Source organism: Curtobacterium sp. L3-7, assembly GCF_048756585.1.
In the GTDB taxonomy this organism is placed as follows: Bacteria; Actinomycetota; Actinomycetes; order Actinomycetales; family Microbacteriaceae; genus Curtobacterium.
The window spans coordinates 1,632,040-1,655,108 of sequence record NZ_CP151474.1; the positions used below are offsets into that span (position 1 = coordinate 1,632,040).

The window sequence follows — 23,069 nt, forward strand, 5'->3', positions numbered from 1 at the left end:
CCCGAGCGCCCACCCGGGTATTCCGCCCGCTCGACGTGCGGGCGTGCTCCCGCGGGCCGCGCCTGCGTCGAGCGGGCGAAATACCGTGGCCATCCCGAGCGCGCACCCGGGTATTCCGCCCGCTCGACCGTGGACACGGACTGGAGGACCGCCCCTCGTCCGCGCGACTGTCCTGCCCGCCTCGTACCCGGATCGACGCCGGGTGAGATCGCAGTCCGTGTCGCCTCGGGTCCGCCGAGCCGCCACGGATGGCGACTTCACCGTGGGACGCGCTCCGCACGCGGCCGAGCGGGCGAAATGCCAGGGTTCGGCTTGGGACCGACACGGGTATTTCGCCCGCTCGAGTCAGGGTCCGCCACGCGCGCACCCACGCTCGTCCGCACGCACCCACGCCCGCACGCACGAGTGCCCGCACGCGCGCTCGCACGCCCGGATGGCGCCCAGCCGGCACGCCGGCGGGTCGGTCAGAGGCGGGCGGCGGCCATCGACGCGGCGATGGCGAGGATCGTGATCGCGAGGATCGTCCATCCGTGGACACGGTGCACGATCGGGTGCGGGGTGACGGTCGCCGGAGGCGGGCCGTCCTGATGAGCCGCCGCGGGGACGAACGCGAGCACCTCGGCAGCCGCAGCGTCCACGGTCACTGGCACCGAGCCTCCCGGCCGGTCCACGCGCAAGCGTGCCGTCGGCCGCGGCGCGATCCAGGTGCGACGGTCGGGTTCGTTCGACTGGATCTCGAGGCCGTACTTCGTCCGCACGCCGGTGACGCGTCGCCAGGCGTACGTCGAGGTGCGTCGGACGTCGACGACCACGAGCGCGTCGGGGGTGAGCAGCAGCCGAGGACGCCAGAGCGCAGCCCACGCCACGAACGCGATGAAGATGCTCGGGATCGGCACGAGGAGGACCGACGTGTCACCACGGCTGATGAAGCCGAGGACGAGCAGGACGACGGCGACTGCCCAGAGCACGATGGCCAACGTCCGCATGCCGGGAGCGACGATGCGCGCGGGTTCGGGGCCGGGGGAGTCGCTCACGGCTCCATCGTAGGAGAGGTGCGAGAGTGCCTCCCCGGAACCGTCTGTTGAGCGGGCGTGAAACGCCGTGCGCGTACCAACTGACGACCCGATGTTCCGGGGAGGCAAATCCATGACGGATCTCTCGTACCGTCGATGGTCCCCGACCCCAGTTCGGGTGTCAATACCCCCGAACGAAAGGATCAGGAAACCGACACGCCGATCGAGCGCAAAGTCGATGCGGACGTACCTACCGGACGAGCTGTTCGATCTCCCCGCGGATCACGGAGGCCTTCGGGAACCGGAGCCCGACGAGTCCGATGTGCCGCCAGCGGACGACGCCGTCCGGGCCGACGACGAACACGGATCGTCGGAGTCCCAGCCCCGGCGCGCGGACCCCGTAGTCGCGGACGACGGTGCCCGCGGTGTCGCTGAGGAGCGGGAAGGTGAGCGAGGAGCCGCGGGCGAAGGCCTCGTGCGAGTCGAGCGCCTGCGGGCTGATGCCCCAGACGACGGCACCGAGGTCGTCGAAGTCGTCGAGCTCCTCTTGGTAGCTGCAGAGCTGTGCGGTGCAGACCGGGGTGGCATCGCCCGGGTAGAAGGCGAGGACGATCGTGCGACCGATCTCGGACGACAGGTCGTACTCGTCGTCGGTGCGCACCCCGTCGCGGACGATCATGCCCGGCAGGGTGAAGGTCGGGGCGGGTTCGCCGACCGCGGGGATGCTCATGTGCACAACGTACGGCGCGCGGGAGCAGGGGAGCCCTCGGCGCGCTGCGGGAGGGCTGTGAGTCCTGATGGTTGCTGTCGAAACGGCCAGCGGGGTCGGACGGGTGCTGTCGAAACGACCAGCGGAGCCGAGCGCTGCTGCGCTCGACCCCGCTGTGTCGTGTCCGTCGGTGGCTACTTGGTGAAGCCGACCTTCGTCCAGTCGATGTTCTGTGCACCCGCGAACGCGCCGTAGTTGGCGAGCTTCGGGTTCTGTGCGACGAGCGCCGGCTTGGCCGTGATGGGCATCGAGTGCCCGATCGCCCAGACCTGCTTGTCGATCTTGTTCCAGATGACGTTGGCCTTGTCCGAGTCCGGCTCGGAGAGGGCCTGCTTCGTCAGCTTGTCGATCGTGTCGGAGCTGACCCGCCCGTAGTTCTGGCCGACGCTGCCCGACGTGTAGATCGTCGCGCTGCTGGAGTGGAAGCCGGTGCCGCCCCAGACGAAGATCGTCATGTCGTAGTTGCCCGGCGTGACGTACTGCTCGAAGAAGTCGTCCGTCGCGACCGACTTCAGCGTGAGCTTCACACCGACCTCCTTGAGCTGCTGCTGCATGACCTGGGCCAGCTGCTGCGACGTCGGAGCGCCGGAGGGGATGGTGATCGCGATGGAGAGCGTCTTGCCGCCCTTCGATCGGTACGTGCCATCCGTCTTCCAGCCGTCGTCGTCGAGGATCTTCTTCGCCTTCTCGACGTCGAACGTGGCGTTCGGCTTGATGTTCGACTTGTAGCCCTTGTCGGTCGACAGGAACAGGTGGTTGTCGAGGGTGCCGAGCTTGTAGGGCAGCGTGCCACCGATGACCTGCGCCAGCGCGTCGCGGTTCACCGCGTGCTGGATCGCCAGTCGGAGCTGCTTGTCCTTGAGCAGGCCGTTCGTCGAGAAGTCGACGTGCGTGTACTGGGCGGACGTGGACGCGAGGATCTTCGTGTTCTTCGCGTTCTTCACCCGGTCGAAGCGCTCCGACGTCGTCGTGAGGACGGAGTCGATCTCCTTGTTCAGGTAGGCGTCCACGTCGGCGTTGCCGTCGAGCGAGCGGAAGATCACCTGATCGAGCTTCGGCTTGTCACCCCACCAGTTCTCGTCGGGCTTCATCGTGACCGTGCCGGCGGTCTCGTTGAGGTCGGTGATCTTGTACGGGCCGGAGGAGACCGGGACCTTGCCCTTGTAGTTGTTGTTGAACTGGTCCGGCGTGCTCGTCTGGCTGGCCGGGTAGAGCGGGCTGAACAGCGACTTCCAGTCGGAGAACGGTGTGGCGAACTTGACCACGACGTCGCGCTCGGTCGCGCCCTGGGTGACGGAGTCGATGTCCTCGTACCCGGTGGACCCGGCGATCAGGTAGTCCTTGTCCGTGCCGTTGGTGGTCTTCCACTCGTTCTCGAAGTCACGCCAGGTGATCGGCGAGCCGTCGTTCCACTTGGCCTGGTCGTTGATCGTGTACGAGATGGTGAGCGGGTCGTCGCTGGTGACCTCGGCCTTGGACACGTAGTCCGTGTTCAGGGTCGGAGCGCCCTTGTCGTCGATCGTGTAGATGAACGGCATCGTCGCCTGTTCGATCGTCGACGCGTCGACGAGCGGACCGTCGACCTGGTTGTAGTTCCACTGCGACACCCACTGCGAGATCGGCAGACGGAGTGTCCCGCCGTTCTGCAGGTCGGAGACCGGCTGTGCGTTGATCTGTGCCGACGTCGGCAGGGTCTTCTTGCCGGAGTCGCTGGAGCTGTCGTTGCCGGAGCTGCCGGAACCGCCCGAGCAGCCGGTGACGGCGAGTGCGATCCCGGCGAGGGCCGCCGTGACCGCAAGGAATTTCCCGTGCTTCATTCTGTTCCCCTCGTGAAGTTGGGATTCACCTTATGGCCCTCGCGCGGGGGTGGGAGAACATTTCGTGTTCGAACCATCAATCGTTACCCGGCCGGACGGTCCATGTGATCTGCCGGAAACAAACGGGGCCGTAAGGTGGCGGAATGATCCGCTTCCTGGCGCGTCGATTCGTGTACTACGTCGTGCTCGTCTTCATCGCGACCTCGCTGACCTACTTCCTGGCATCGGCGACGTTCAGCCCCCGCTCCGTCTACGCGCAGCGCAACCCGGCGCCGTCGGCGCAGGTCATCGACGCCAAGCTCGACGACATCGGCGTCAACGACAAGACGCCCATCGTCATCCGGTACACGCACTGGCTCGGAGACGTCGTGCACGGCGACCTCGGACAGACGATCCAGGACCGCTCGGTGAACGAGCAGTTCTTCCCGCGGCTGGGCGTCAGCCTCCGCCTGCTGCTGGTCGGGTCGGTCGCCGGCATCGTGCTGGGGGTGCTCGTCGGTGTCTGGAACGCGATCCGGCAGTACCGGTTGTCGGACCGGGTGAGCGCAGCGATATCGATCGTCCTGTTCTCGACGCCCGTGTTCCTGACCGCCGTCTTCCTGAAGATCGGGGCGACGAAGCTGAACCAGGACGCGGGACGCCAGATCATCAACTTCACGGGGGAGGCCACCCCCGGGTTGGACGGGTCCACCTGGACGCTCCTGCTCGATCGCGGTGCGCACCTCCTGCTGCCGACGATCTCGATCGCCGTGGGGCTCATCGCGATCTACAGCCGGTACCAGCGCGCGACGATGCTCGATGTGTTGGGCTCGGACTTCCTCCGCACGGCGCGGGCGAAGGGCCTGACCCGCGGCCGCGCGACGTTCAAGCACGGCCTGCGGACGGCGTTGATCCCGATGACGACGCTGTTCGCGTACGGGTTCCTCGGGATCCTGACCGGCGCGACCCTGACCGAGAAGATCTTCGCGTGGAACGGGCTGGGGTCGTGGTTCATCGACGCGGTGAACAACAACGACGTCAACGTGGTGACCGCGTACACGCTGTTCGCGGCGGTGGTCGTCCTGGTCGCAGGGTTCCTGGCCGACGTCGCGACCGCAGCACTCGACCCGCGCGTGCGGAGGAGCTGAGATGACCGACACCCGCATCGAGCCCGTCGACCCGACCCTCGTCGCCCGCAGCGACACCCCGGCACGGGCGACCCGGCAGAACAACCGCTTCGCGCAGACCGTCCGCCGCCTGTTCATGAACCGCGGCGCGGCGATCGGCACCGTCGTCGTGCTGCTGCTCTTCGCCTTCGCGTTCATCGGGCCGCTGGTCAGCCCGTGGCAGTACTCGCAGATCGACTACACCGCGTTCACGCGACCGCCGAGCGCAGCGCACTGGTTCGGCACGAACGGGATCGGTCAGGACGTGTTCGCCCAGACGGCCAGGGGCATGCAGAAGAGCCTGCTCATCGGACTGCTCGTCGCGGTGTTCTCAACGGCCATCGCGGCCATCACCGGGGCCGCCGCCGGGTACTTCGGCGGGTGGGTCGACCGGCTGGTGATGTTCTTCGTGGACATGCTGCTCGTGCTGCCGTCGTTCCTGATCATCGCGATCATCAGCCCGCGCATCCAGAACGCCGGCTGGATCGTCCTGGTGGTCCTCATCACCGTCTTCGGCTGGATGATCACCGCCCGCGTCGTCCGCTCGATGACGCTGTCCGTCAAGGAACGCGAATTCGTCCGCGCCGCCCGCTACATGGGCATCGGACCGTTCCGGATCATCTTCCGGCACGTGCTGCCCAACGTGGCATCGTTCCTGATCATCGACGGCACGATCCAGGTCGCGACCGCGGTGCTCGGGGAGACGACGCTGAGCTACTTCGGCTTCGGTGTGCAGGCGCCCGACGTCTCGCTCGGCACCCTGATCGCCCAGAACCAGGACAACGCGCTGACGAGCCCGTGGCTGTTCTACTTCGCAGCCGGTGCCCTCGTGGTCTTCGCGATCGCCGCGAACCTCATCGGTGACGGGCTGCGGGACGCCCTCGACCCGACGTCGACCACCGGCAAGCGGCAGAAGCGGAACCGTCGTCGCGACCAGAACCAGGCGGCCGTGGACGTCGCCGCGTTGAACACCCAGGCCGGAGCGGGCGCATGAGCACCACCACGACGAACACCGACGAGATCCTCCGCGTCCGCGACCTGCACGTCCGCTTCCCGACCCCTCGGGGCGAGGTGCACGCCGTCCGCGGGGTGGACCTCGAGCTCCGTCGTGGCGAGGTCCTCGGCATCGTCGGCGAGTCCGGCTCGGGCAAGTCGGTCACGAGCATGGCGATCCTCGGCCTGCTCCCGGAGACCACCGTCGTCACCGGCTCGATCGACCTCGACGGGCAGGAGCTCGTCGGTCGCAGCGACCGGCAGATGAGCAAGCTCCGCGGGTCGAAGGTGGCGATGGTCTTCCAGGACCCGCTGTCCGCGTTCACGCCGGTGTACACGATCGGCGAGCAGATCGCCGAGACCGTCCGGATCCACCGCGACGTCACGAAGCAGCAGGCCCGTGAGCGTGCGATCGAGCTCCTGAAGCTCGTGGGCATCCCGCAGGCGGAGAGCCGCGTCGACGCCTTCCCGCACGAGTTCTCCGGCGGCATGCGGCAGCGCGCGATGATCGCGATGGCGATGGCGAACGACCCCGAGGTGATCCTCGCCGACGAGCCCACCACGGCGCTCGACGTGACGATCCAGGCGCAGATCATCGACGTGCTCCGGACCGCGCAGCGGGAGACCGGCGCGGCACTGGTGTTCGTGAGCCACGACCTCGGCGTCATCGCCGGCATCGCCGACCGGATCGCGGTCATGTACGCGGGACGGATCGTGGAGACCGCCAGCGCCGACGAGCTGTTCGCGCGGCCCCGGATGCCGTACACGATCGGCCTCATCGGCGCGCTACCCAGGCTCGACGAGTCCAGCGGCGGTCCGCTCGTGCCGATCCCCGGATCGCCGCCGTCGCTCATCGGGCTGGCCGACGCGTGCCCGTTCGCCGATCGCTGCCCGCTCGCCGCCGAGGCATGCCGGACGTCCGAGCCGGCGCTCGAGGTCCTCGACGTCGCGGCCGGCGTCCCCGGCGAGGCGCCGGTGGACACGAGCGTCCCGCACGCCGCCGCCTGCCACCGCACCGACGAGGTCGCGAAGGCCCACGCCGACGCGGGTGCGATCTTCACGCTGCTGTCGATCGACACCGCCCCGGCCGCGCACGTGCAGCGCGCCGACCGCGACCCCGTCGTCCAGGTCGAGGGGCTCACGAAGACGTTCCCGCTCGTCAAGGGCTCGGTCTTCCGCCGCAAGGTCGGCGAGGTCTACGCCGTCGACGGGGTCGACCTCGACATCCGCCAGGGGGAGACGCTCGGGCTCGTGGGGGAGTCCGGCTCTGGCAAGTCCACGACGCTGCACCAGCTGATGGACCTGGAGCGTCCCGAGGTCGGCACCGTCGAGCTCTTCGGCGCCCCGGTCGACACGAGCAAGTCCGGCACGAAGACCCTCCGCAACCGGATCTCGATGGTGTTCCAGGACCCGGCGGCGAGCCTCGACCCACGCATGACCGTGTACGACGTGGTCGCCGAACCGCTGCGAGCAGTCGGAGCGAGTGCCGACCGCATCGCCGACCGCGTGCCCGAGCTCATCGAACTCGTCGGACTCCGTTCCGCCGAGGCCGACCGCTACCCGCACGAGTTCTCCGGCGGCCAGCGGCAGCGCATCTCGATCGCCAGGGCGCTCGCCACCGAGCCGGAGCTGATCGTCCTCGACGAGCCGGTCTCCGCACTCGACGTCTCGATCCAGGCCGGCGTGCTCAACCTGCTCGCCGAGCTCAAGGCGCGCCTCGGCCTGTCGTACCTGTTCGTCTCGCACGACCTGTCGGTGATCCGGCACGTCGCGGACCGAGTCAGCGTCATGTACCTCGGCCGCACGGTGGAAGAGGGCGCGGTGGACGAGGTCTTCGAACGCCCGATGCACCCGTACACGGCGGCGCTGATGTCGGCGGTGCCGGTGCCCGACCCCGTGATCGAGCGCAGCCGGACGACGATCCTGCTCCCCGGTGACCCGCCGAGTCCCACCGAGCGCCGGACCGGCTGCCGGTTCCGGTCGCGCTGCCCGCTGTACGCGATGCTCCCGGATGCGCAGAAGTCGCGCTGCGAGGACGAGGTCCCCGAGAAGACGTCGCACCGCGGTGCGTCGGTCGACCACCGCGCGGCGTGCCACTACCCGGACCAGGTGGCGACGCTGACCGCGTAGCCGCCGACACTCGATCGAGTGCGCAGACGACGGGCTCACGGACGCGTCCGGACCCCGCCTTCTGCGCACTCGTCCGTCGGCCGCTCCTGACCAGGTGCCGGACGGGAGGCTCGGTGCCGGACGCGCACCGAGCCTCCCGTCCGCCGCGTGGTCGCCGGCGGCGACTACCGGAACAGGGCCGGGAAGGCGTGCGCCACCCAGGGGTACCCGACGAAGACGGCGGCGTCGAGGATGCAGTGCGTCACGATGAGGGGCATGAGCCGGCCCCACTTCGTGTAGATCCACCCGAACGCGATGCCCATCACGGCGTTCCCCACGAACGCACCGAAGCCCTGGTACAGGTGGTAGCTGCCGCGCAGCAGTGCGGTGGACAGGATGATCTGCCAGCGCCCCCACCCGATCTCGCCGAGGCGCGCGTACAGGTACCCGATGACGATCACCTCCTCCTGCAGCCCCGAGCGGATCGCCGAGAGCAGCAGGACGGGGATCGTCCACCAGTACGAGTCGAGCGCAGCGGGGTTCACGTTCACCGTGAACCCGAGCGCACGGCCCGTGAAGTACAGCGCGAGCCCCGGGATCCCGATGCCGAGCGCGATGAGGACGGGGACGCCGATGTCGGACCCGGCCCGGAACCGGTCGATGCCCAGGCGCGACAGGTGTGGGCGGGTGGTGCTCCAGAGCAGGTAGCAGACCAGCGCGACCGGGGCCAGGTCCACCGCGATGCCGACGAGCTGCCTCGCGAGGTCGACGTACTGCACTGTGGTCGTCGACGTGTTGAGCGCCGTGGACTGCTGCCCGAGCGGGGTGGTCTGCGACAGGTCGTCGATGATCTGCAGCACCGAGTAGAGCGCGCTGCCGCCCAACGAGAGCATCAGGACGATCGTGATCTCGACCCACGTTCGCCGTCGGCTCATGTGCTGTACTCCTGCCACTTGCGAACTACCGGTAGACTGGTGTGTCGGGCGTTCTGCCCGCGGGTGCGGTGTCGTGACGACGTCGGCCCGACACTCTCCCAGAACCTGAAGGATGTCCTGTATGGCGCTCGCCACCCGGTCCGACCTGCGCAACGTCGCCATCGTGGCACACGTCGACCACGGCAAGACCACGCTCGTCGACGCGATGCTCACGCAGACCAACTCGTTCGACGCCCACTTCGAGGGCGAAGACCGGATGATGGACTCGAACGACCTCGAGCGCGAGAAGGGCATCACCATCCTCGCGAAGAACACCTCGGTGCTCTACAACGGGAAGCACGCGACCGAGTTCGGCTCCGACGGCCCCATCACCATCAACGTGATCGACACCCCCGGCCACGCCGACTTCGGTGGCGAGGTCGAGCGCGGCCTGTCCATGGTCGACGGTGTCGTGCTGCTCGTCGACGCGTCGGAGGGTCCGCTGCCCCAGACCCGCTTCGTGCTCCGCAAGGCGCTCGCCGCGAAGCTCCCGGTGATCCTGCTCGTCAACAAGACGGACCGCCCCGACTCCCGCATCGACGAGGTCGTCTCCGAGTCGCAGGACCTGCTCCTCGGTCTCGCGTCCGACCTCTCGGACGAGGTCGACGACCTCGATCTCGACGCCATCCTCGACGTCCCCGTGGTCTACGCCTCGGGTCGTGCCGGCGCCGCCAGCCGCAACAAGCCGGCCGATGGCTCGCTGCCCGACAACGACGACCTCGAGCCGCTCTTCGAAGCGATCCTCCAGCACGTCCCCGCCCCGAAGTACGACGACGAGCACCCGCTGCAGGCGCACGTCACGAACCTCGACGCGTCGCCGTTCCTCGGCCGCCTCGCGCTGCTGCGCATCTTCCACGGCACGATGAAGAAGGGCCAGACGGTCGCGTGGGTCAAGCACGACGGCACCGTCCAGAACGCCCGCATCACCGAGCTCCTCATCACCAAGGCGCTCGACCGCTACCCGGCCGAGTCCGCCGGTCCCGGTGACATCGTCGCCGTCGCCGGCTTCGACACGATCACCATCGGTGAGACCCTGACCGACCCCGAGGACGTCCGCCCGCTGCCGACCATCACGGTCGACGACCCGGCGATCTCGATGACCATCGGGACCAACACGAGCCCGCTCGTCGGCAAGGTCAAGGGCCACAAGCTCACCGCGCGCATGGTCAAGAACCGCCTCGACAGCGAACTCGTCGGCAACGTCTCGCTCAAGGTGCTCGACATCGGCCGCCCCGACGCGTGGGAGGTCCAGGGTCGCGGCGAGCTCGCACTGGCCATCCTCGTCGAGCAGATGCGTCGAGAGGGCTTCGAGCTCACGGTCGGCAAGCCGCAGGTCGTCACCAAGCGTGACGAGAACGGCAAGCTGCAGGAGCCGTACGAGCACATGACGATCGACACGCCGGAGGAGCACCTCGGCGCGATCACGCAGCTCATGGCCGCGCGCAAGGGTCGCATGGAGAACATGACGAACCACGGCACCGGCTGGATCCGCATGGAGTTCATCGTGCCGTCGCGCGGCCTCATCGGCTTCCGCACCTCGTTCCTCACCGAGACCCGCGGCACCGGCATCGCCAACGCGATCTCGCACGGCTACGCCGAGTGGGCCGGCCCGATCCAGACCCGCATCAACGGCTCGATCGTGTCCGACCGCTCCGGTGTCGTCACGCCGTTCGCCATCACGAACCTCCAGGAGCGGATGACGTTCTTCGTCAACCCCACCGAAGAGGTCTACGAGGGCATGGTCATCGGCGAGAACTCGCGCGCCGACGACATGGACGTGAACATCACGAAGGAGAAGAAGCTGACGAACATGCGTTCGGCGAACGCCGACTCCTTCGAGTCGATGACGCCGTCGCGGCAGCTCTCCCTCGAGGAGTGCCTGGAGTTCGCCCGCGAGGACGAGTGCGTCGAGGTCACCCCCGACGCCGTGCGCATCCGCAAGGTCGAGCTCGACGCGCAGGCTCGCCAGCGCGCGTACGCACGCCTGAAGCGTCAGGACGCCTAAGCACCAGCACACAGTGCACGAGGAGGTCGAGGGATACGGTTGATGCCGTGACTCTCGACCTCCTCTCGCTGTACCAGGACCTCCACGCCCATCCGGAGCTCGGCTTCCAGGAGCACCGCACCGCCGGTGTCGTCTCCGCGAAGCTGCACGAGCTGGGCGGTATCGACGTGACCGAGGGCGTCGGCGGCACCGGCGTCGTCGGGGTCCTGTCGAACGGCGACGGTCCGGTCATCTGGCTCCGTGCCGACATGGACGGCCTGCCGGTGGAGGAGCGCACGGGCCTGCCGTACGCGAGCACCCACCGCGGCACCGACGAGACCGGCGCCGACGTCCCGACGATGCACGCCTGCGGCCACGACATCCACGTCACGTGGCTCCTCGGCACGCTCGAGCGCCTCACCGCGACGAAGGCCGACTGGTCCGGCACCGTCGTCGCCGTGTTCCAGCCCGCCGAAGAGGTCATCTCCGGTGCCCGGGCGATGGTCGACGACGGCCTCGTCGAGCGCTTCCCGAAGCCCTCGATCGTGCTCGGCCAGCACTCGGCACCCGCCCCGGTCGGCATGGTCGCCGTCGGTGCCGGCGCGGTGATGGCGTCGAGCGACCGGTTCGCCGTCACGTTCAACGGCCGCGGCGCCCACGGGTCGGCTCCGCAGTCCTCGCTCGACCCTGTCGTCACGGCGGCGTCGGCGGTCGTGCGGCTGCAGACGATCGTCTCCCGCGAGACCTCCCCGAGCGACGCGGGTGTCGTGACCGTCGGGAGCTTCCACGCCGGCAGCCGGGCGAACATCATCCCCGACAAGGCCGTCATCGAGATCTCGACGCGGGCGCGCAACGAGGAGACCCGCGGCCGCATCATCGACTCGATCGAGCGCATCGTCCGCGCCGAGAGCCAGGCCGGTGGCCTGCCCGAGCCGACGATCGAGCGGTTCCCGGGTGCCGACGTCCTCGTGAACGACCCGGAGCAGGCCGCGAAGGTCCTCGATGCCCTCCGTCCGGCGGTCCCGAACGCCGTCGACCTGGAGTCCGGCCTCGCGATGGCGTCGGAGGACGTCGGGCAGCTCGCCACGGCTGCTGGTGTGCCGATCGTGTACTGGTTCACCGGCATCACCGACCCGGAGCTGTTCCGCCGCGGCGAGGACATCCCGAGCAACCACTCGCCGTTCTACGCGCCGCAGGCGGAGACCGCGATCCCGGTGGGCGTCGACGCGCTCGTCGCGGCCGCGCGCGCCTACCTGTCCTGACGCGAAGACCTTCCCACAACGCCCGCACTGGGAAGCGGTTTCGCGCGTAGGGGGTCGAAAGAACTGACCCCCTACGCGCGTTCCGACCACCTACGCGTGTTCCGACCCAGCGGCGGACCGGACGGGAGGCTCGGGTCGCGCCCGGCAGGGAGGTGAGACTCCCAGGGAACTCGCGCCGGGCCTCCTGCCTGGTTCGTTACTGTCGCCGCATGCGCAACGCCATCCGCACCCCGCTCGTGGCCGCCGTGGCGGCCGGCATCGCCCTGGCCGGGCTCACCGGCTGCTCCTCGGACACCCTGAAGCAGGCGACGGACCTCGGGTCCTCGGTGGCCTCGGACGTCAGCGAGCACGTGCAGGGCATCGACGGCTCCGCGATCGAGCAGGGCATGTCGAACATCGCCGGCGGTATCGACGGCGCGCTCGACACCGCGCTGAAGGGCGCGAACGTGACCTCGGACGGCAAGGTCCCCGAGGGGTTCCCGACCGCAGCGGTGCCGCTCGTGGACGGGACGGTACTCGGCGGTGGGACGGGTCCGAACGGGTCCGGCTGGGTGGTGCAGGTGCAGGCCGCAGGGGTCGACGACTTCGCCGCGGCCGCGCAGCAGCTCACCGACGCCGGGTTCACCGAGTCGGCGAAGCGGTCGGACACGTCGAGTGCGTTCGGGATCTTCCGGAGCGACGACCACCGGGTCGTCCTGACCTTCTCGAAGTCGGACGCCGGGGCGACCGCGACGTACATCGTCACCCCGCGCTAGGCAGGCCTCGTCCGGCCACGGTCCCGTACGCTTGGACCCGATGTCGAAGGCCACCGCGACGCGCCCCGAGCGTGTCCTCATCGTGCACGCCCACCCCGACGACGAGACCCTGTCGTCCGGTGGCACCATCGCGACGCTCCTCGAGCTCGGGTCCGAGGTCACCGTGCTCACGGCGACCAGGGGCGAGCGCGGCGAGATGCTCACGCCGGAGTTGGCGCCGCTCTTCGGTGACGCGCCGCGCGTCGCCGCCCACCGTGAGACCGAGATCGCGGCGGCACTCGCCGCCCTCGGGGGACCTGCACACCTCTGGCTCGGCGGACCCGGTGCCCGACCGACCGACCTGCCCGAGCGCCGCTACACGGACTCCGGCATGCAGTGGGGAGCGGACGGGCGAGCGGTCGCCGCGGACGACGCCCCCGCTGATTCCCTGACGATGGCCGACCTCGGCGAGGTCGTCGACGACGTCCGCGCCGCGATCCGCTCCACGGCGGCGGACGCGGTCATCAGCTACGCCGACGACGGCGGGTACGGACATCCGGACCACGTGCGGGTGCACCACGCGGCGAAGTACGCGGCGAAGGCCGAGGACGTCCCGTTCTCGATGATCGTCGACCCGGGATCCGGTGAAGCGGACCTGACCGTGGACGTGCTCCCGGTCCGGGCGAAGGTCCGTGCGGCGGTCGAGCAGTACCGCTCCCAGGTCACCGTCGACCCTGTCGATCCCGCCGACCCGCTCGCGCTGTCGTGGGTGATGCCGCACGGTGCGCGTCACCAGGCTCCGGCGACCGAGGCCTTCCGGCACGACGCACCGCCGTCGGCGCCCGCCCCGGAGACGTACGCCGAGATGACCCCTGCCGGGAAGGCGACCGCGGTCGTCGTGTCGCTCGTGGTCGGGCTCCTCGCCGGCGGACTCGGCACGATCACCCACCAGCAGACCCTCGGGGCCTTCCCGATCGGCATCGTCCTCACGACGTTGATCGTCGTCGGGCTGACGGTCGGCGTGCGGCTGTTGTACCGGTCGCGGGCGATGGTCGCGGCGATCGGCATCGGGGTCATCGTCGCGACGCAGGTGCTGGTCTCGGTCGGCGGGCAGAGCTCCCCGCTCGTGCTCGCGAACACCGCCGGGTACGTGTGGACGTTCGGGCCGGCGATCGTCGCCATGCTGGCGCTCGCGTGGCCCGACCTGTCCGGTGCGCGCGCCGCCGCCGACGCCCGTGTCGACGCCGACGGGCCGCGGTCAGGGACGCCGGCCGCCCGCGAGTAGACTCGAAGCGCTCAGTTCGAAGGGAGCAACCCGACCGTGACCTACGTGATCGCCCAGCCCTGTGTCGACGTCAAGGACCGCGCGTGCATCGACGAATGCCCCGTCGACTGCATCTACGAGGGCGATCGCTCGCTGTACATCCACCCGGATGAATGCGTGGACTGCGGCGCCTGCGAACCCGTCTGCCCGGTCGAGGCGATCTACTACGAGGACGACCTCCCGGACGAGTGGGCCGACTACTACAAGGCCAACGTCGAGTTCTTCGACGAGGTGGGCTCCCCGGGCGGTGCCGCCAAGGTCGGGGTGATCCACAAGGACCACCCGGTCGTCATGGCCGAACCGCCGCGCGGCTGAACGACGCGCACGTGGCACTCGACCTCCCCGACTTCCCCTGGGACCAGCTCGTCCCGTTCAAGCAGCGCGCGGCCGAGTACGAGGGCGGCATCGTCGACCTCAGCGTCGGTTCCCCCGTCGACCCGACCCCCGCGGTCATCCGGAGGGCGCTGTCCGACGCAACGGACGCGCACGCCTACCCGCAGGTCGCCGGGACCCCCGCGCTCCGCCAGGCGATCGCCGACTGGTACGGCCGCCGCCACGGCGTGCAGCTGACCGAGGACCAGACGCTGCCGACGATCGGTTCGAAGGAGTTCATCGCCGGACTCGCGCTCTGGCTCGGCATCGGGCCGGGTGACACCGTCGTGTTCCCCGCCGCCGCGTACCCGACGTACGAGCTCGGCGCGGCGCTCGTCGGAGCCACGGCCCTGGCGTCGGACGACCCCGCCGCGTGGCCGGAGGGCACGAAGCTCGTCTGGTTGAACTCCCCGGGCAACCCCGACGGGCGGGTGCTCTCGATCGAGGACCTCCGCGTCGCCGTCGCCCGCGCCCGTGCCCTCGGCGCCGTGATCGTCGGGGACGAGTGCTACGCCGAACTCGGCTGGGAAGCCCCCTTCGACCAGCAGCCGACCCCGACGATCCTCGACCCGCGCGTCGTCGGCGACTCCGTCGACGGCGTGCTCAGCGTGTACTCCTTGTCGAAGCAGTCCAACCTGGCCGGCTACCGGGCCGCCTTCGTCGCCGGCGACGCCGCGGTGCTGGCCGAGGTCCTGGCCGTCCGGAAGCACACCGGCATGATGCCGCCACTGCCCGTGCAGCAGGCGATGATCGTCGCGCTCGAGGACCAGACGCACGTGCAGCAGCAGAAGGCGCTGTACCGTGCCCGTCGCGGCATGCTCCGACGTGCGCTCGAGGGCGCCGGCTTCCGCGTCGACCACAGCGAGGCGGGCCTGTACCTCTGGGGGACCAGGGGCGAACCGGCACTCGACACGGTGGCGTGGCTGGCGGAGCGGGGCATCCTCGTCGCCCCGGGGACCTTCTACGGCGCGGCCGGCGGCGAGCACGTCCGTGTCGCCCTCACCGCGACGGACGAGCGGATCGCAGCGGCGGCCCAGCGGCTGACGAGCGGCCGACGCGTGGCTTCGGCGTAGGCGACAGGGGCGGCGACCCGGCCGCAATTCGTGAGTCCCACCAAGTTCCGAGGCTCTGGGTGTGCGCGAGCGACAGACGGCGCGATTAGGCTGTTCTCGTGACTGACACTGCCAATGACGCTCAGAAGACGGCCACACCGCCAACGACGCCCGTCCCCGTGAGTCCCGCCGCCGAGCAGGCGACGGAGACCGCGACGCTGTCGTACCCGGGTGGGACGGCGGAGTTCCCGATCCTGCCGAGCGTCGACGGCGCGTCCACGGTGGACATCTCGACCTTCAAGAAGCAGACCGGGATGAACACGCTCGACTACGGGTTCGTGAACACCGGGTCGACCAAGAGCGCGATCACGTACATCGACGGCGACCAGGGCATCCTGCGGTACCGCGGGTACCCGATCGACCAGGTCGCCTCGAACTGCACGTTCCTCGAGGTCGCCTGGCTGCTCATCTACGGTGAGCTGCCGACCGAGTCCGAGCTCGAGGACTTCGACGCGCGCATCCGCCGGCACACGCTCCTGCACGAGGACCTCCGTCGCCTGTTCGACGCCCTGCCGCACTCGGCGCACCCGATGTCCGTGCTCTCCAGCGCGGTCAGTGCGCTGTCCACGTACTACGAGGACGACATGGACGTCGACGACCCGGAGAAGGTCGAGCTCCAGACCGTCCGGCTCCTCGCGAAGCTCCCGGTCATCGCCGCCTACGCGCACAAGAAGTCCATCGGGCAGGCGTTCCTGTACCCGGACAACTCGCTGTCGTTCGTCGACAACTTCCTGCGCCTGAACTTCGGCACCATGGCCGAGACCTACACGCCGAACCCGGTGCTGACGAAGGCGCTCGACCGGCTGCTCATCCTGCACGAGGACCACGAGCAGAACGCCTCCACCGCGACGGTCCGCCTGGTCGGCTCGACGAAGGCGAACATGTTCGCGTCGATCTCCGCCGGCATCAACGCCCTGTACGGTCCGCTGCACGGTGGCGCGAACGAGGCCGTCCTCGAGATGCTCCAGCAGATCAAGGACTCCGGCGAGCCGGTGCAGCGCTTCGTCGAGCGCGTGAAGAACAAGGAGCGCGGCGTGAAGCTCATGGGCTTCGGACACCGCGTCTACAAGAACTACGATCCCCGCGCGAAGCTCGTGAAGGAGTCGGCGGACGAGGTACTCGAGTCCCTGGGCGTGCAGGACGACCTGCTCGACATCGCCCGCGAGCTCGAGGAGATCGCGCTCAGCGACCAGTACTTCATCGATCGCAAGCTGTACCCGAACGTGGACTTCTACACCGGCATCATCTACAAGGCGATGGGCTTCCCGCCGCGGATGTTCACCGTGCTGTTCGCGATCGGGCGCCTGCCCGGCTGGATCGCCCAGTGGCGCGAGCTCAACAACGACCCCCTCAACAAGATCGGTCGCCCGCAGCAGCTCTACGTGGGTTCCCCGAAGCGGGACCTGCCCGCTCGCTGACGCGGCGCACCCGCTCACGCACATCGCGCCCCGTACCGACGGGGCGCGATGTGCGTCCGGGAGTGCGGAGCGCGTTCTGTGTGCCGACCGCGACCGCGTCCGCATCCGCGGGGGAGATCGAAGTCGCACGACGCGCCGCTCACGTCCGCCCACTGGTCATGAACGGTCGGCCAAGCGGGCGCGGAGCGACGGTAAGTGACCCCTCGGCAAACCCGAGTGGCGTGTTGTGACCACTCGCGCGGACGGGAGGCGCGGTGCCAGCCGACACCGCGCCTCCCGTCCGTATGTGGCGCGGCGGGCGCGAGGGCGCGCAACGTGCCGCCCACTCCCGCTGGAGGGTAACGAACGGTCGGCCGAGTGGGCGCGGAGCGACAGTTCGTGACACCTCGGCGAACCCGAGCGGCGTGTCCTGCGACCCGGCGCGACCCAGCGCGACCGCGACCCGCCTGCGAACTCGCTACGCGTGGAGCGCGGTGTTGAGCTGGATGCCCTCGCCCTTGCGCTGCAGCGCCTCCACGGCGCCGGAGACGCTGTTGCGGCGGAACAGGATGTTCGGCGCGCCGGACAGCTCGGCTGCCTTCACGGTCTTCGGGGTGCCGTCGGGGTTCGGCGCCGATCCGACCAGCACGACCTTGGTGCCGGCGGTGACGTAGAGGCCGGCTTCGATGACGGAATCGTCGCCGAGGGAGATGCCGAGCCCGGCGTTCGCCCCGAGGAGTGCGCGCTCGCCGAGCGAGACGCGGTGCGTGCCGCCGCCGGAGAGCGTGCCCATGATGGACGCCCCGCCGCCGATGTCGGTGCCGTTCCCGACGACGACGCCCTGGGACACGCGGCCCTCGATCATGGCGTCGCCGAGGGTGCCGGCGTTGAAGTTCACGAAGCCCTCGTGCATGACGGTGGTGCCCGGTGCGAGGTGTGCGCCCAGTCGGACACGGTTGGCGTCGCCGATGCGGACCCGGTCCGGCACGATGTAGTCGACCAGGCGGGGGAACTTGTCGATCGCGTGCACGGCGATGCCCGCGCGCTGCAGGGACGGGCGGAGGCGGGTCAGGTCGGCGGGGAGCACGGGCCCGGCGTTCGTCCACGCGACGATCGGCAGGTGGGCGAAGACGCCGTCGAGGTTGATCGTGTTCGGGCGCACGTGCAGGTGGCTGAGGAGGTGCAGGCGCAGGTAGGCGTCCGGGGTACTGGCCGGGGCTGCGTCGATCTCGATCTCGACCGTGACGGCCTCGATGCGGACCCCACGGCGGTCGTCCTCGCCGATGTGCTCCTGCAGCTCGAGGGGGAACTCGGCGTCCGCGGGGAGCGCGCCGAGGTGCGTCTCCGGGAACCAGGTGTCGAGCTCGGTGCCGTCGGAGGCGACGGTCGCGAGGCCGTGGCCCCAGGCGGAGGTCGGGCGGGCGGTGGTGTCGGTCACGGCTCCAGGGTAGTGGTGCCCGGTAGGGTGACCGCATGCCGGAGCAGCTCGACCTCACCGCCTCGTCCATCGACATCACCCGTGCCATCTGCGACATCGAGTCGGTGTCCGGCAACGAGCGGTCCCTCGCCGACGCGATCGAGGCGGTGCTCGCGCCGCTGCCGCACCTCGAGGTGATCCGCGACGGTGACGCGATCGTCGCGCGCACGGACCTCGGCCGTGACCGCCGCGTGGTGATCGCCGGCCACATCGACACCGTGCCGCTGAACGACAACCTGCCGACGGAGTTCCGGACGGCGGAGGACGGCACCGAGATCCTCTGGGGGCGTGGGACCGTCGACATGAAGGCGGGTTGCGCGGTGCAGTTGAAGCTCGCGTACGACCTGGCGGCACCGTCGGTGGACGTCACGTGGGTCTGGTACGACCACGAGGAGGTGTCCGATGCGCTGAACGGCCTGGGACGCCTCGCCCGCACGCGCCCGGAGCTGCTGGCCGGCGACTTCGCCATCCTCGGCGAGCCGTCCGGCGCCCAGATCGAGGGCGGCTGCAACGGCAACCTCCGCGCCGAGATCCGTGCCTACGGCAAGCGCTCGCACAGCGCCCGCAGCTGGATCGGTGACAACGCCATCCACAAGGCCGCTCCGATCCTGGCGACCCTGGCCGCGTACGAGCCGCGCACGGTCGAGGTCGACGGGCTCGAGTACCGCGAGGGCCTCAACGCCGTGGGGATCACCGGCGGCATCGCCGGCAACGTCATCCCGGACGAGGTCATGGTCCACGTGAACTACCGGTTCGCGCCGTCCCGCTCGGCTGACGAGGCCGTCGCGCACATCCGCGAGCTGTTCGACGGCTACCAGGTGGACATCGTCGACCTGGCCGCCGGCGCACGCCCGGGTCTCGACGCGCCGCTCGCGCAGGACTTCGTCGCCGCGGTCGGCGGCCCAGAGCCCCGCCCGAAGTACGGCTGGACCGACGTCGCCCGTTTCTCGGCCCTCGGCGTCCCCGCCGTGAACTACGGCCCTGGTGAGCCGGTGTTCGCACACCACGACGACGAACAGGTCCCCGTCGCGCAGATCACCGCGGTCGAGGACGGTCTGCGTCGGTGGCTGACGGCGTGACCACCGCGTCGCCGTCCGGCTCCGTGCCGGTCCGGCGTCCACGGCCAGGGGTCGCGCGCTGGCGTGCGCGCTACCGGGTCGTGCCCTGGTGGGCGCGGATCACCGTCGTCTACGTGCTCGCCCGGATCGTCACCGGCGCGATGCTCATGGGGTTCTCGAGCATCCAGACCGCGAACTCGTTCACGTTGTCGCACCCGCCGTACCTGTCGTTCGCGTCGATCTGGGACGGTGCCTGGTACCGGGTGATCGCCTCGTCCGGGTACCCCTCGACGCTCCCGCTCGACACCGCAGGGCACGTCACCGAGAACGCGTGGGCGTTCATGCCGGCGTACCCGTTCCTGGTCCGCGGGCTGATGCTGCTCACGGGGGCGTCCTTCGAGCTCGTCGCGGTCTCGGTGTCGCTCGTCGCCGGCTGGGGTGCTGCGCTGGTCTTCCGCCGGCTGATGGGGCGGTTCCTCGACCCGGCGCGGGCGACGTTCGCGACGGTGCTGTTCTGCGTCGCGCCGGTCTCGGTCATGTTCCAGGTCGCCTACGCCGAGGCGATGGGGCTGTTCCTGCTGGTCGTCGCGCTACTCCTCCTCGTGCAGCGCCGGTTCTGGACGATGCTGCCCGTCGTGCTGCTGCTCGGCATGACCCGCCCCACCGGGCTGGCGTTCGCGCTGCTGATGGTGCTCTTCATCGGCGTGTGGTGGCTCCGGCCCGCGTGGGTGCGGATGCCGTCGCGCCCGTCGTTCCGGTCGCTCGTCCCGCCGGCGGTCGTGGCGGTCGTCTCCGGTCTGGTCGGGCTCGCGTGGCCGGCGATCGCGTGGGCGGTCACCGGCGTCCCGAAGGCGTACACGGACACGGAGCTCGCCTGGCGGTCGTCCTACATCGGGTGGAAGGAGCTCGTGCCGTTCGCCCCGTGGGTGCAGGGCTTCGGGTGGTGGTTCCGGCAGCCGGCCGGCGGGCTGCTGCTCGTCCTGGTGCTCGTCGGGTTCGCGGCGTTCGTGTTCATGCCGCCCGCTCGGCGGATCGGGCTCGAGCTGCGGCTCTGGGCGGTCGCCTACCTGGTGTACCTGCTCGCGGTGTTCTTCCCGCAGTCCAGCACGTGGCGCATCCTGCTGCCGATCGCACCGCTGCTCGGGATCGTGGCGCTGCCGCGGTCACGGGTGTACCGCGTGCTGGTCGTCGTGCTGTGCGTCGTGCTGCAGTGGGTGTGGATGTACTTCTGCTGGTGGGTCGACGGCTACGACTGGACCCCGCCGTGATCGGTGGGGGCTGCGTCTGCGCTCGCGTCGAGCGCCTCGGGCGCTGATCCGTCCTCGGGCCTCCACGCGGCGGCGGCCGTCACCATCGCGTTGACCGTCGCGATGAACGGCACCGCGAAGAAGGCGCCGACCACCCCGGCGATCGTCGTCCCGGCGGTGACGCCGAGCACGACGCCGAGCGGGTGCACCTTGACGGCGCTGCCCGTGAGGAACGGGTGCAGCACGTGGCTCTCGAGCTGCTGCACGAGCACGACGATGCCGAGCATGATGAGCGCCGGCACCCAGCCGTTGAACACGAGCGCGACGAGCACGGCGACGACGCCGGCGACGATCGCGCCGACGACGGGGACGAAGGCGCCCATGAACACGATCACGCCGATCGGGATCGCGAGCGGCACCTGGAGGATGAGCGCGCCGATCACCACGCCGAGGGCATCGGTGACCGCCACGACGAGCTGCACGCGGATGAAGCTCGTGAGGGTCTTCCACCCGGCGGCACCGGCGACGTCGATGCGCGGCCGTGCCCGTCGCGGGAAGATCCGGACGACCCATGCCCAGATCCGCGGCCCGTCGATGAGCACGAAGATCGTCGTGAAGACGATGATGAACAGACCCTCGAGCGCGTGGATCGCCCCGGTGCCGGCCTCCTGGAAGCCCGAGAGGATCGACGAGGCGTGTGCCTGCAGGTACGCGGTGCCCTTCGACACCCACTCGTTGACCTGCTTGACCGTGATGCCGAACGGCTCGCTGTCGAGGAGCGACTGCAGCGAGCGGATCTGCACGTGCAGCCGGTGTTCGAGCGACGGCAGGTCGTACCGGATCTGTGCCGTGACGACGAGGGCGAGGACACCGATCACCACGACGACGACGATCAGGCTCGACAGCACCGCCGCCCACTTCGGCCAGTGGTGGCGCTGCAGGAACGACGACATCGGAGCGAGCAACGCGCACAGGAGCAGCGCGATGAGGAACGGGACGACGATCTCGCTGAGCAGGACGACCAGCGCGATCACGACGGCCAGGAGCGCGCCGACCACGAGCAGTCGCCACGAGAACGCGCCGGCGATGCGCATGCCGGCGGGCACGGCGTCGTCGGCTCCGGGAGCGGGGTCCGCACGGCGCATGGAGGGAATGATCGGCACGCACACAGGGTAGGGAGAAAGGTCGCGAGAACGACGTGATCGATGGCCCCCAACCTGGGCGGTTTCGCAGTTGGCCCCTCCGTACGGGATAATGGGACGGCATGTACTGCACGAAAGGGGACATCTGATGGCAGCCATGAAGCCGAGGACCGGTGACGGGCCGATGGAGGCTGTTAAGGAGGGTCGACTCATCATCGTGCGGGTTCCGCTCGAAGGTGGAGGCCGCCTGGTCGTCTCGGTCAACGACGCCGAGGCCAAGGAACTCCACGACGCACTCGCCGAGGTCGTCTCGGCATAGTTCGTCGACGCTCCACAGCAGAGGGCCCGGAACGCGTACGTTCCGGGCCCTCTGTGGTCCGTGCGCGGTTGTCGTCGGTCGCCGCCATGATGGTCGCGTGCCACGTTCCCGCCGATCCGTCCGCCGTGTCGAGGAGTACGCCGCCGATCCGATGCCGCGCGGCGCGTGGCCCGCGACGCTCGCTCCCGTCCGGCAGGTGCTCGACGACGGGCTCGACCTCGACACCGTCATGGTCTTCGTCGGGGAGAACGGCGCCGGCAAGTCGACCCTGGTGGAGGCGATCGCCCTCGCCTTCGGCATGAGTCCGGAAGGCGGGTCGACGAACTCCGGCCACAGCACGCGCCCGAGCGAATCCGATCTGTGGGAACACATCGCGCTGCACCGGGAGCCGGGGGCACCGAAGGGCGGGTTCTTCCTCCGTGCGGAGACCATGCACGGGTTCTTCACGTACCTCGAAGAACACCCGGGGTCCCGGCCGGAGCCGGTGTTCCACGAGCGGAGCCACGGTGAGTCGTTCCTCGACTTCGTGATCGACCGGTCGCAGTGGCCGGGATTGTGGATCCTCGACGAGCCCGAGTCGGCGCTGTCGTTCCAGGGGTGTCTGGCGCTCATCGGGCTGTTGCAGGCGATCGTCGACGACGGCCTCGGGCAGGTGGTCCTCTCGACGCACTCGCCCGTGCTGGCGGCGTTCCCCGGAGCGACCATCCACGAGGTCGGGGAGTGGGGCCTCCGGCGCAGTGCCTGGGCCGACCTCGACCTGGTGCGGAACCAGCGCGCGTTCCTCGAGTCGCCGGAGCGGTACCTGCGACACCTCGAGTGAG

General features: G+C 69.6%; 20 protein-coding genes. 14 read left to right on the forward strand and 6 right to left on the reverse strand.

The window, feature by feature from the left end:
- Positions 1-464: 464 nt before the first annotated feature.
- From AAEP80_RS08005 to AAEP80_RS08015, 3 genes are all read right to left on the reverse strand, one after another.
- Positions 465-1,034, reverse strand: a complete 570-nt coding sequence (locus AAEP80_RS08005; RefSeq protein WP_420366630.1) for a PH domain-containing protein — start codon at positions 1,032-1,034, stop codon at positions 465-467.
- 229 nt (positions 1,035-1,263) lie between these two features.
- Positions 1,264-1,743: a peroxiredoxin gene (locus tag AAEP80_RS08010; protein WP_420366631.1), complete on the reverse strand. Its 480-nt coding sequence runs from the start codon at positions 1,741-1,743 to the stop codon at positions 1,264-1,266.
- 173 nt (positions 1,744-1,916) lie between these two features.
- Positions 1,917-3,599: an ABC transporter family substrate-binding protein gene (locus AAEP80_RS08015; RefSeq protein WP_420366632.1), complete on the reverse strand. Its 1,683-nt coding sequence runs from the start codon at positions 3,597-3,599 to the stop codon at positions 1,917-1,919.
- A 143-nt stretch (positions 3,600-3,742) separates the two neighbouring features.
- On the opposite strand from AAEP80_RS08015, the gene AAEP80_RS08020 reads away from it, so the two are divergent.
- From AAEP80_RS08020 to AAEP80_RS08030, 3 genes are read left to right on the forward strand one after another with little or no spacing between them, the layout of a single operon-like run.
- On the forward strand, positions 3,743-4,726 hold the full coding sequence (locus AAEP80_RS08020) for an ABC transporter permease (RefSeq protein ID WP_402729085.1): 984 nt from the start codon (positions 3,743-3,745) through the stop codon (positions 4,724-4,726).
- Position 4,727: 1 nt separating this feature from the next.
- Entirely contained in the window at positions 4,728-5,738 is a 1,011-nt protein-coding gene (locus AAEP80_RS08025) for an ABC transporter permease (RefSeq protein ID WP_402729086.1), read from the forward strand.
- Positions 5,735-7,867, forward strand: coding sequence for a dipeptide ABC transporter ATP-binding protein (locus AAEP80_RS08030; protein WP_420366633.1), 2,133 nt, complete (start codon positions 5,735-5,737; stop codon positions 7,865-7,867). The genes AAEP80_RS08025 and AAEP80_RS08030 overlap by 4 nt, the downstream gene beginning before the upstream one ends.
- Positions 7,868-8,031: 164 nt before the next feature.
- On the opposite strand, the gene AAEP80_RS08035 is transcribed toward AAEP80_RS08030, so the two are convergent.
- On the reverse strand, positions 8,032-8,781 hold the full coding sequence (locus tag AAEP80_RS08035) for a CPBP family intramembrane glutamic endopeptidase (RefSeq protein ID WP_413602552.1): 750 nt from the start codon (positions 8,779-8,781) through the stop codon (positions 8,032-8,034).
- A 121-nt stretch (positions 8,782-8,902) separates the two neighbouring features.
- Here AAEP80_RS08035 and typA point away from each other — a divergent pair, with 121 nt between their 5' ends.
- The 7 genes from typA (at position 8,903) to AAEP80_RS08070 (ending at position 17,026) form a co-directional block, all read left to right on the forward strand.
- Positions 8,903-10,825 carry a translational GTPase TypA gene (gene typA / locus AAEP80_RS08040; RefSeq protein WP_281267197.1) on the forward strand — a complete coding sequence of 641 codons (1,923 nt, stop codon included), beginning with the start codon at positions 8,903-8,905 and terminating at the stop codon, positions 10,823-10,825.
- 47 nt (positions 10,826-10,872) lie between these two features.
- The gene (locus AAEP80_RS08045; RefSeq protein ID WP_420366634.1) at positions 10,873-12,066 is read left to right on the forward strand and encodes an amidohydrolase; all 1,194 of its coding nucleotides are present in this window, start codon (positions 10,873-10,875) and stop codon (positions 12,064-12,066) included.
- 209 nt (positions 12,067-12,275) lie between these two features.
- The gene (locus tag AAEP80_RS08050; protein ID WP_281267199.1) at positions 12,276-12,821 is read left to right on the forward strand and encodes a hypothetical protein; all 546 of its coding nucleotides are present in this window, start codon (positions 12,276-12,278) and stop codon (positions 12,819-12,821) included.
- 40 nt (positions 12,822-12,861) lie between these two features.
- Positions 12,862-14,085: a PIG-L family deacetylase gene (locus AAEP80_RS08055; RefSeq protein WP_420366635.1), complete on the forward strand. Its 1,224-nt coding sequence runs from the start codon at positions 12,862-12,864 to the stop codon at positions 14,083-14,085.
- A gap of 36 nt (positions 14,086-14,121) precedes the next feature.
- Positions 14,122-14,439: a ferredoxin gene (gene fdxA, locus AAEP80_RS08060; protein ID WP_281267201.1), complete on the forward strand. Its 318-nt coding sequence runs from the start codon at positions 14,122-14,124 to the stop codon at positions 14,437-14,439.
- An 11-nt stretch (positions 14,440-14,450) separates the two neighbouring features.
- On the forward strand, positions 14,451-15,569 hold the full coding sequence (gene dapC, locus AAEP80_RS08065; protein ID WP_420366636.1) for a succinyldiaminopimelate transaminase: 1,119 nt from the start codon (positions 14,451-14,453) through the stop codon (positions 15,567-15,569).
- 158 nt (positions 15,570-15,727) lie between these two features.
- Positions 15,728-17,026: a citrate synthase gene (locus tag AAEP80_RS08070; RefSeq protein ID WP_281267554.1), complete on the forward strand. Its 1,299-nt coding sequence runs from the start codon at positions 15,728-15,730 to the stop codon at positions 17,024-17,026.
- 457 nt (positions 17,027-17,483) lie between these two features.
- On the opposite strand, the gene dapD is transcribed toward AAEP80_RS08070, so the two are convergent.
- Positions 17,484-18,443, reverse strand: a complete 960-nt coding sequence (gene dapD, locus AAEP80_RS08075; RefSeq protein ID WP_420366637.1) for a 2,3,4,5-tetrahydropyridine-2,6-dicarboxylate N-succinyltransferase — start codon at positions 18,441-18,443, stop codon at positions 17,484-17,486.
- Between the two features lie 35 nt (positions 18,444-18,478).
- Here dapD and dapE point away from each other — a divergent pair, with 35 nt between their 5' ends.
- A complete protein-coding gene (gene dapE, locus AAEP80_RS08080) occupies positions 18,479-19,561 on the forward strand; it encodes a succinyl-diaminopimelate desuccinylase (RefSeq protein WP_420366638.1) in 1,083 nt (360 codons plus the stop codon).
- A complete protein-coding gene (locus AAEP80_RS08085) occupies positions 19,546-20,808 on the forward strand; it encodes a mannosyltransferase family protein (protein ID WP_420366639.1) in 1,263 nt (420 codons plus the stop codon). Before dapE ends, AAEP80_RS08085 begins: the two co-directional genes overlap by 16 nt.
- On the opposite strand, the gene AAEP80_RS08090 is transcribed toward AAEP80_RS08085, so the two are convergent.
- Positions 20,787-21,950, reverse strand: coding sequence for an AI-2E family transporter (locus AAEP80_RS08090; RefSeq protein WP_420366640.1), 1,164 nt, complete (start codon positions 21,948-21,950; stop codon positions 20,787-20,789). The genes AAEP80_RS08085 and AAEP80_RS08090 overlap by 22 nt on opposite strands.
- 127 nt (positions 21,951-22,077) lie before the next feature.
- Between AAEP80_RS08090 and AAEP80_RS08095 the strand changes: the two genes are divergently transcribed.
- Together AAEP80_RS08095 and AAEP80_RS08100 are read left to right on the forward strand one after the other, a co-directional pair.
- Entirely contained in the window at positions 22,078-22,248 is a 171-nt protein-coding gene (locus AAEP80_RS08095; RefSeq protein WP_017887054.1) for a DUF3117 domain-containing protein, read from the forward strand.
- A 151-nt stretch (positions 22,249-22,399) separates the two neighbouring features.
- Complete coding sequence (locus AAEP80_RS08100; protein ID WP_420366856.1) at positions 22,400-23,068, forward strand: AAA family ATPase; 669 nt, start codon at positions 22,400-22,402, stop codon at positions 23,066-23,068.
- The last annotated feature ends 1 nt before the right edge of the window (position 23,069 follow it).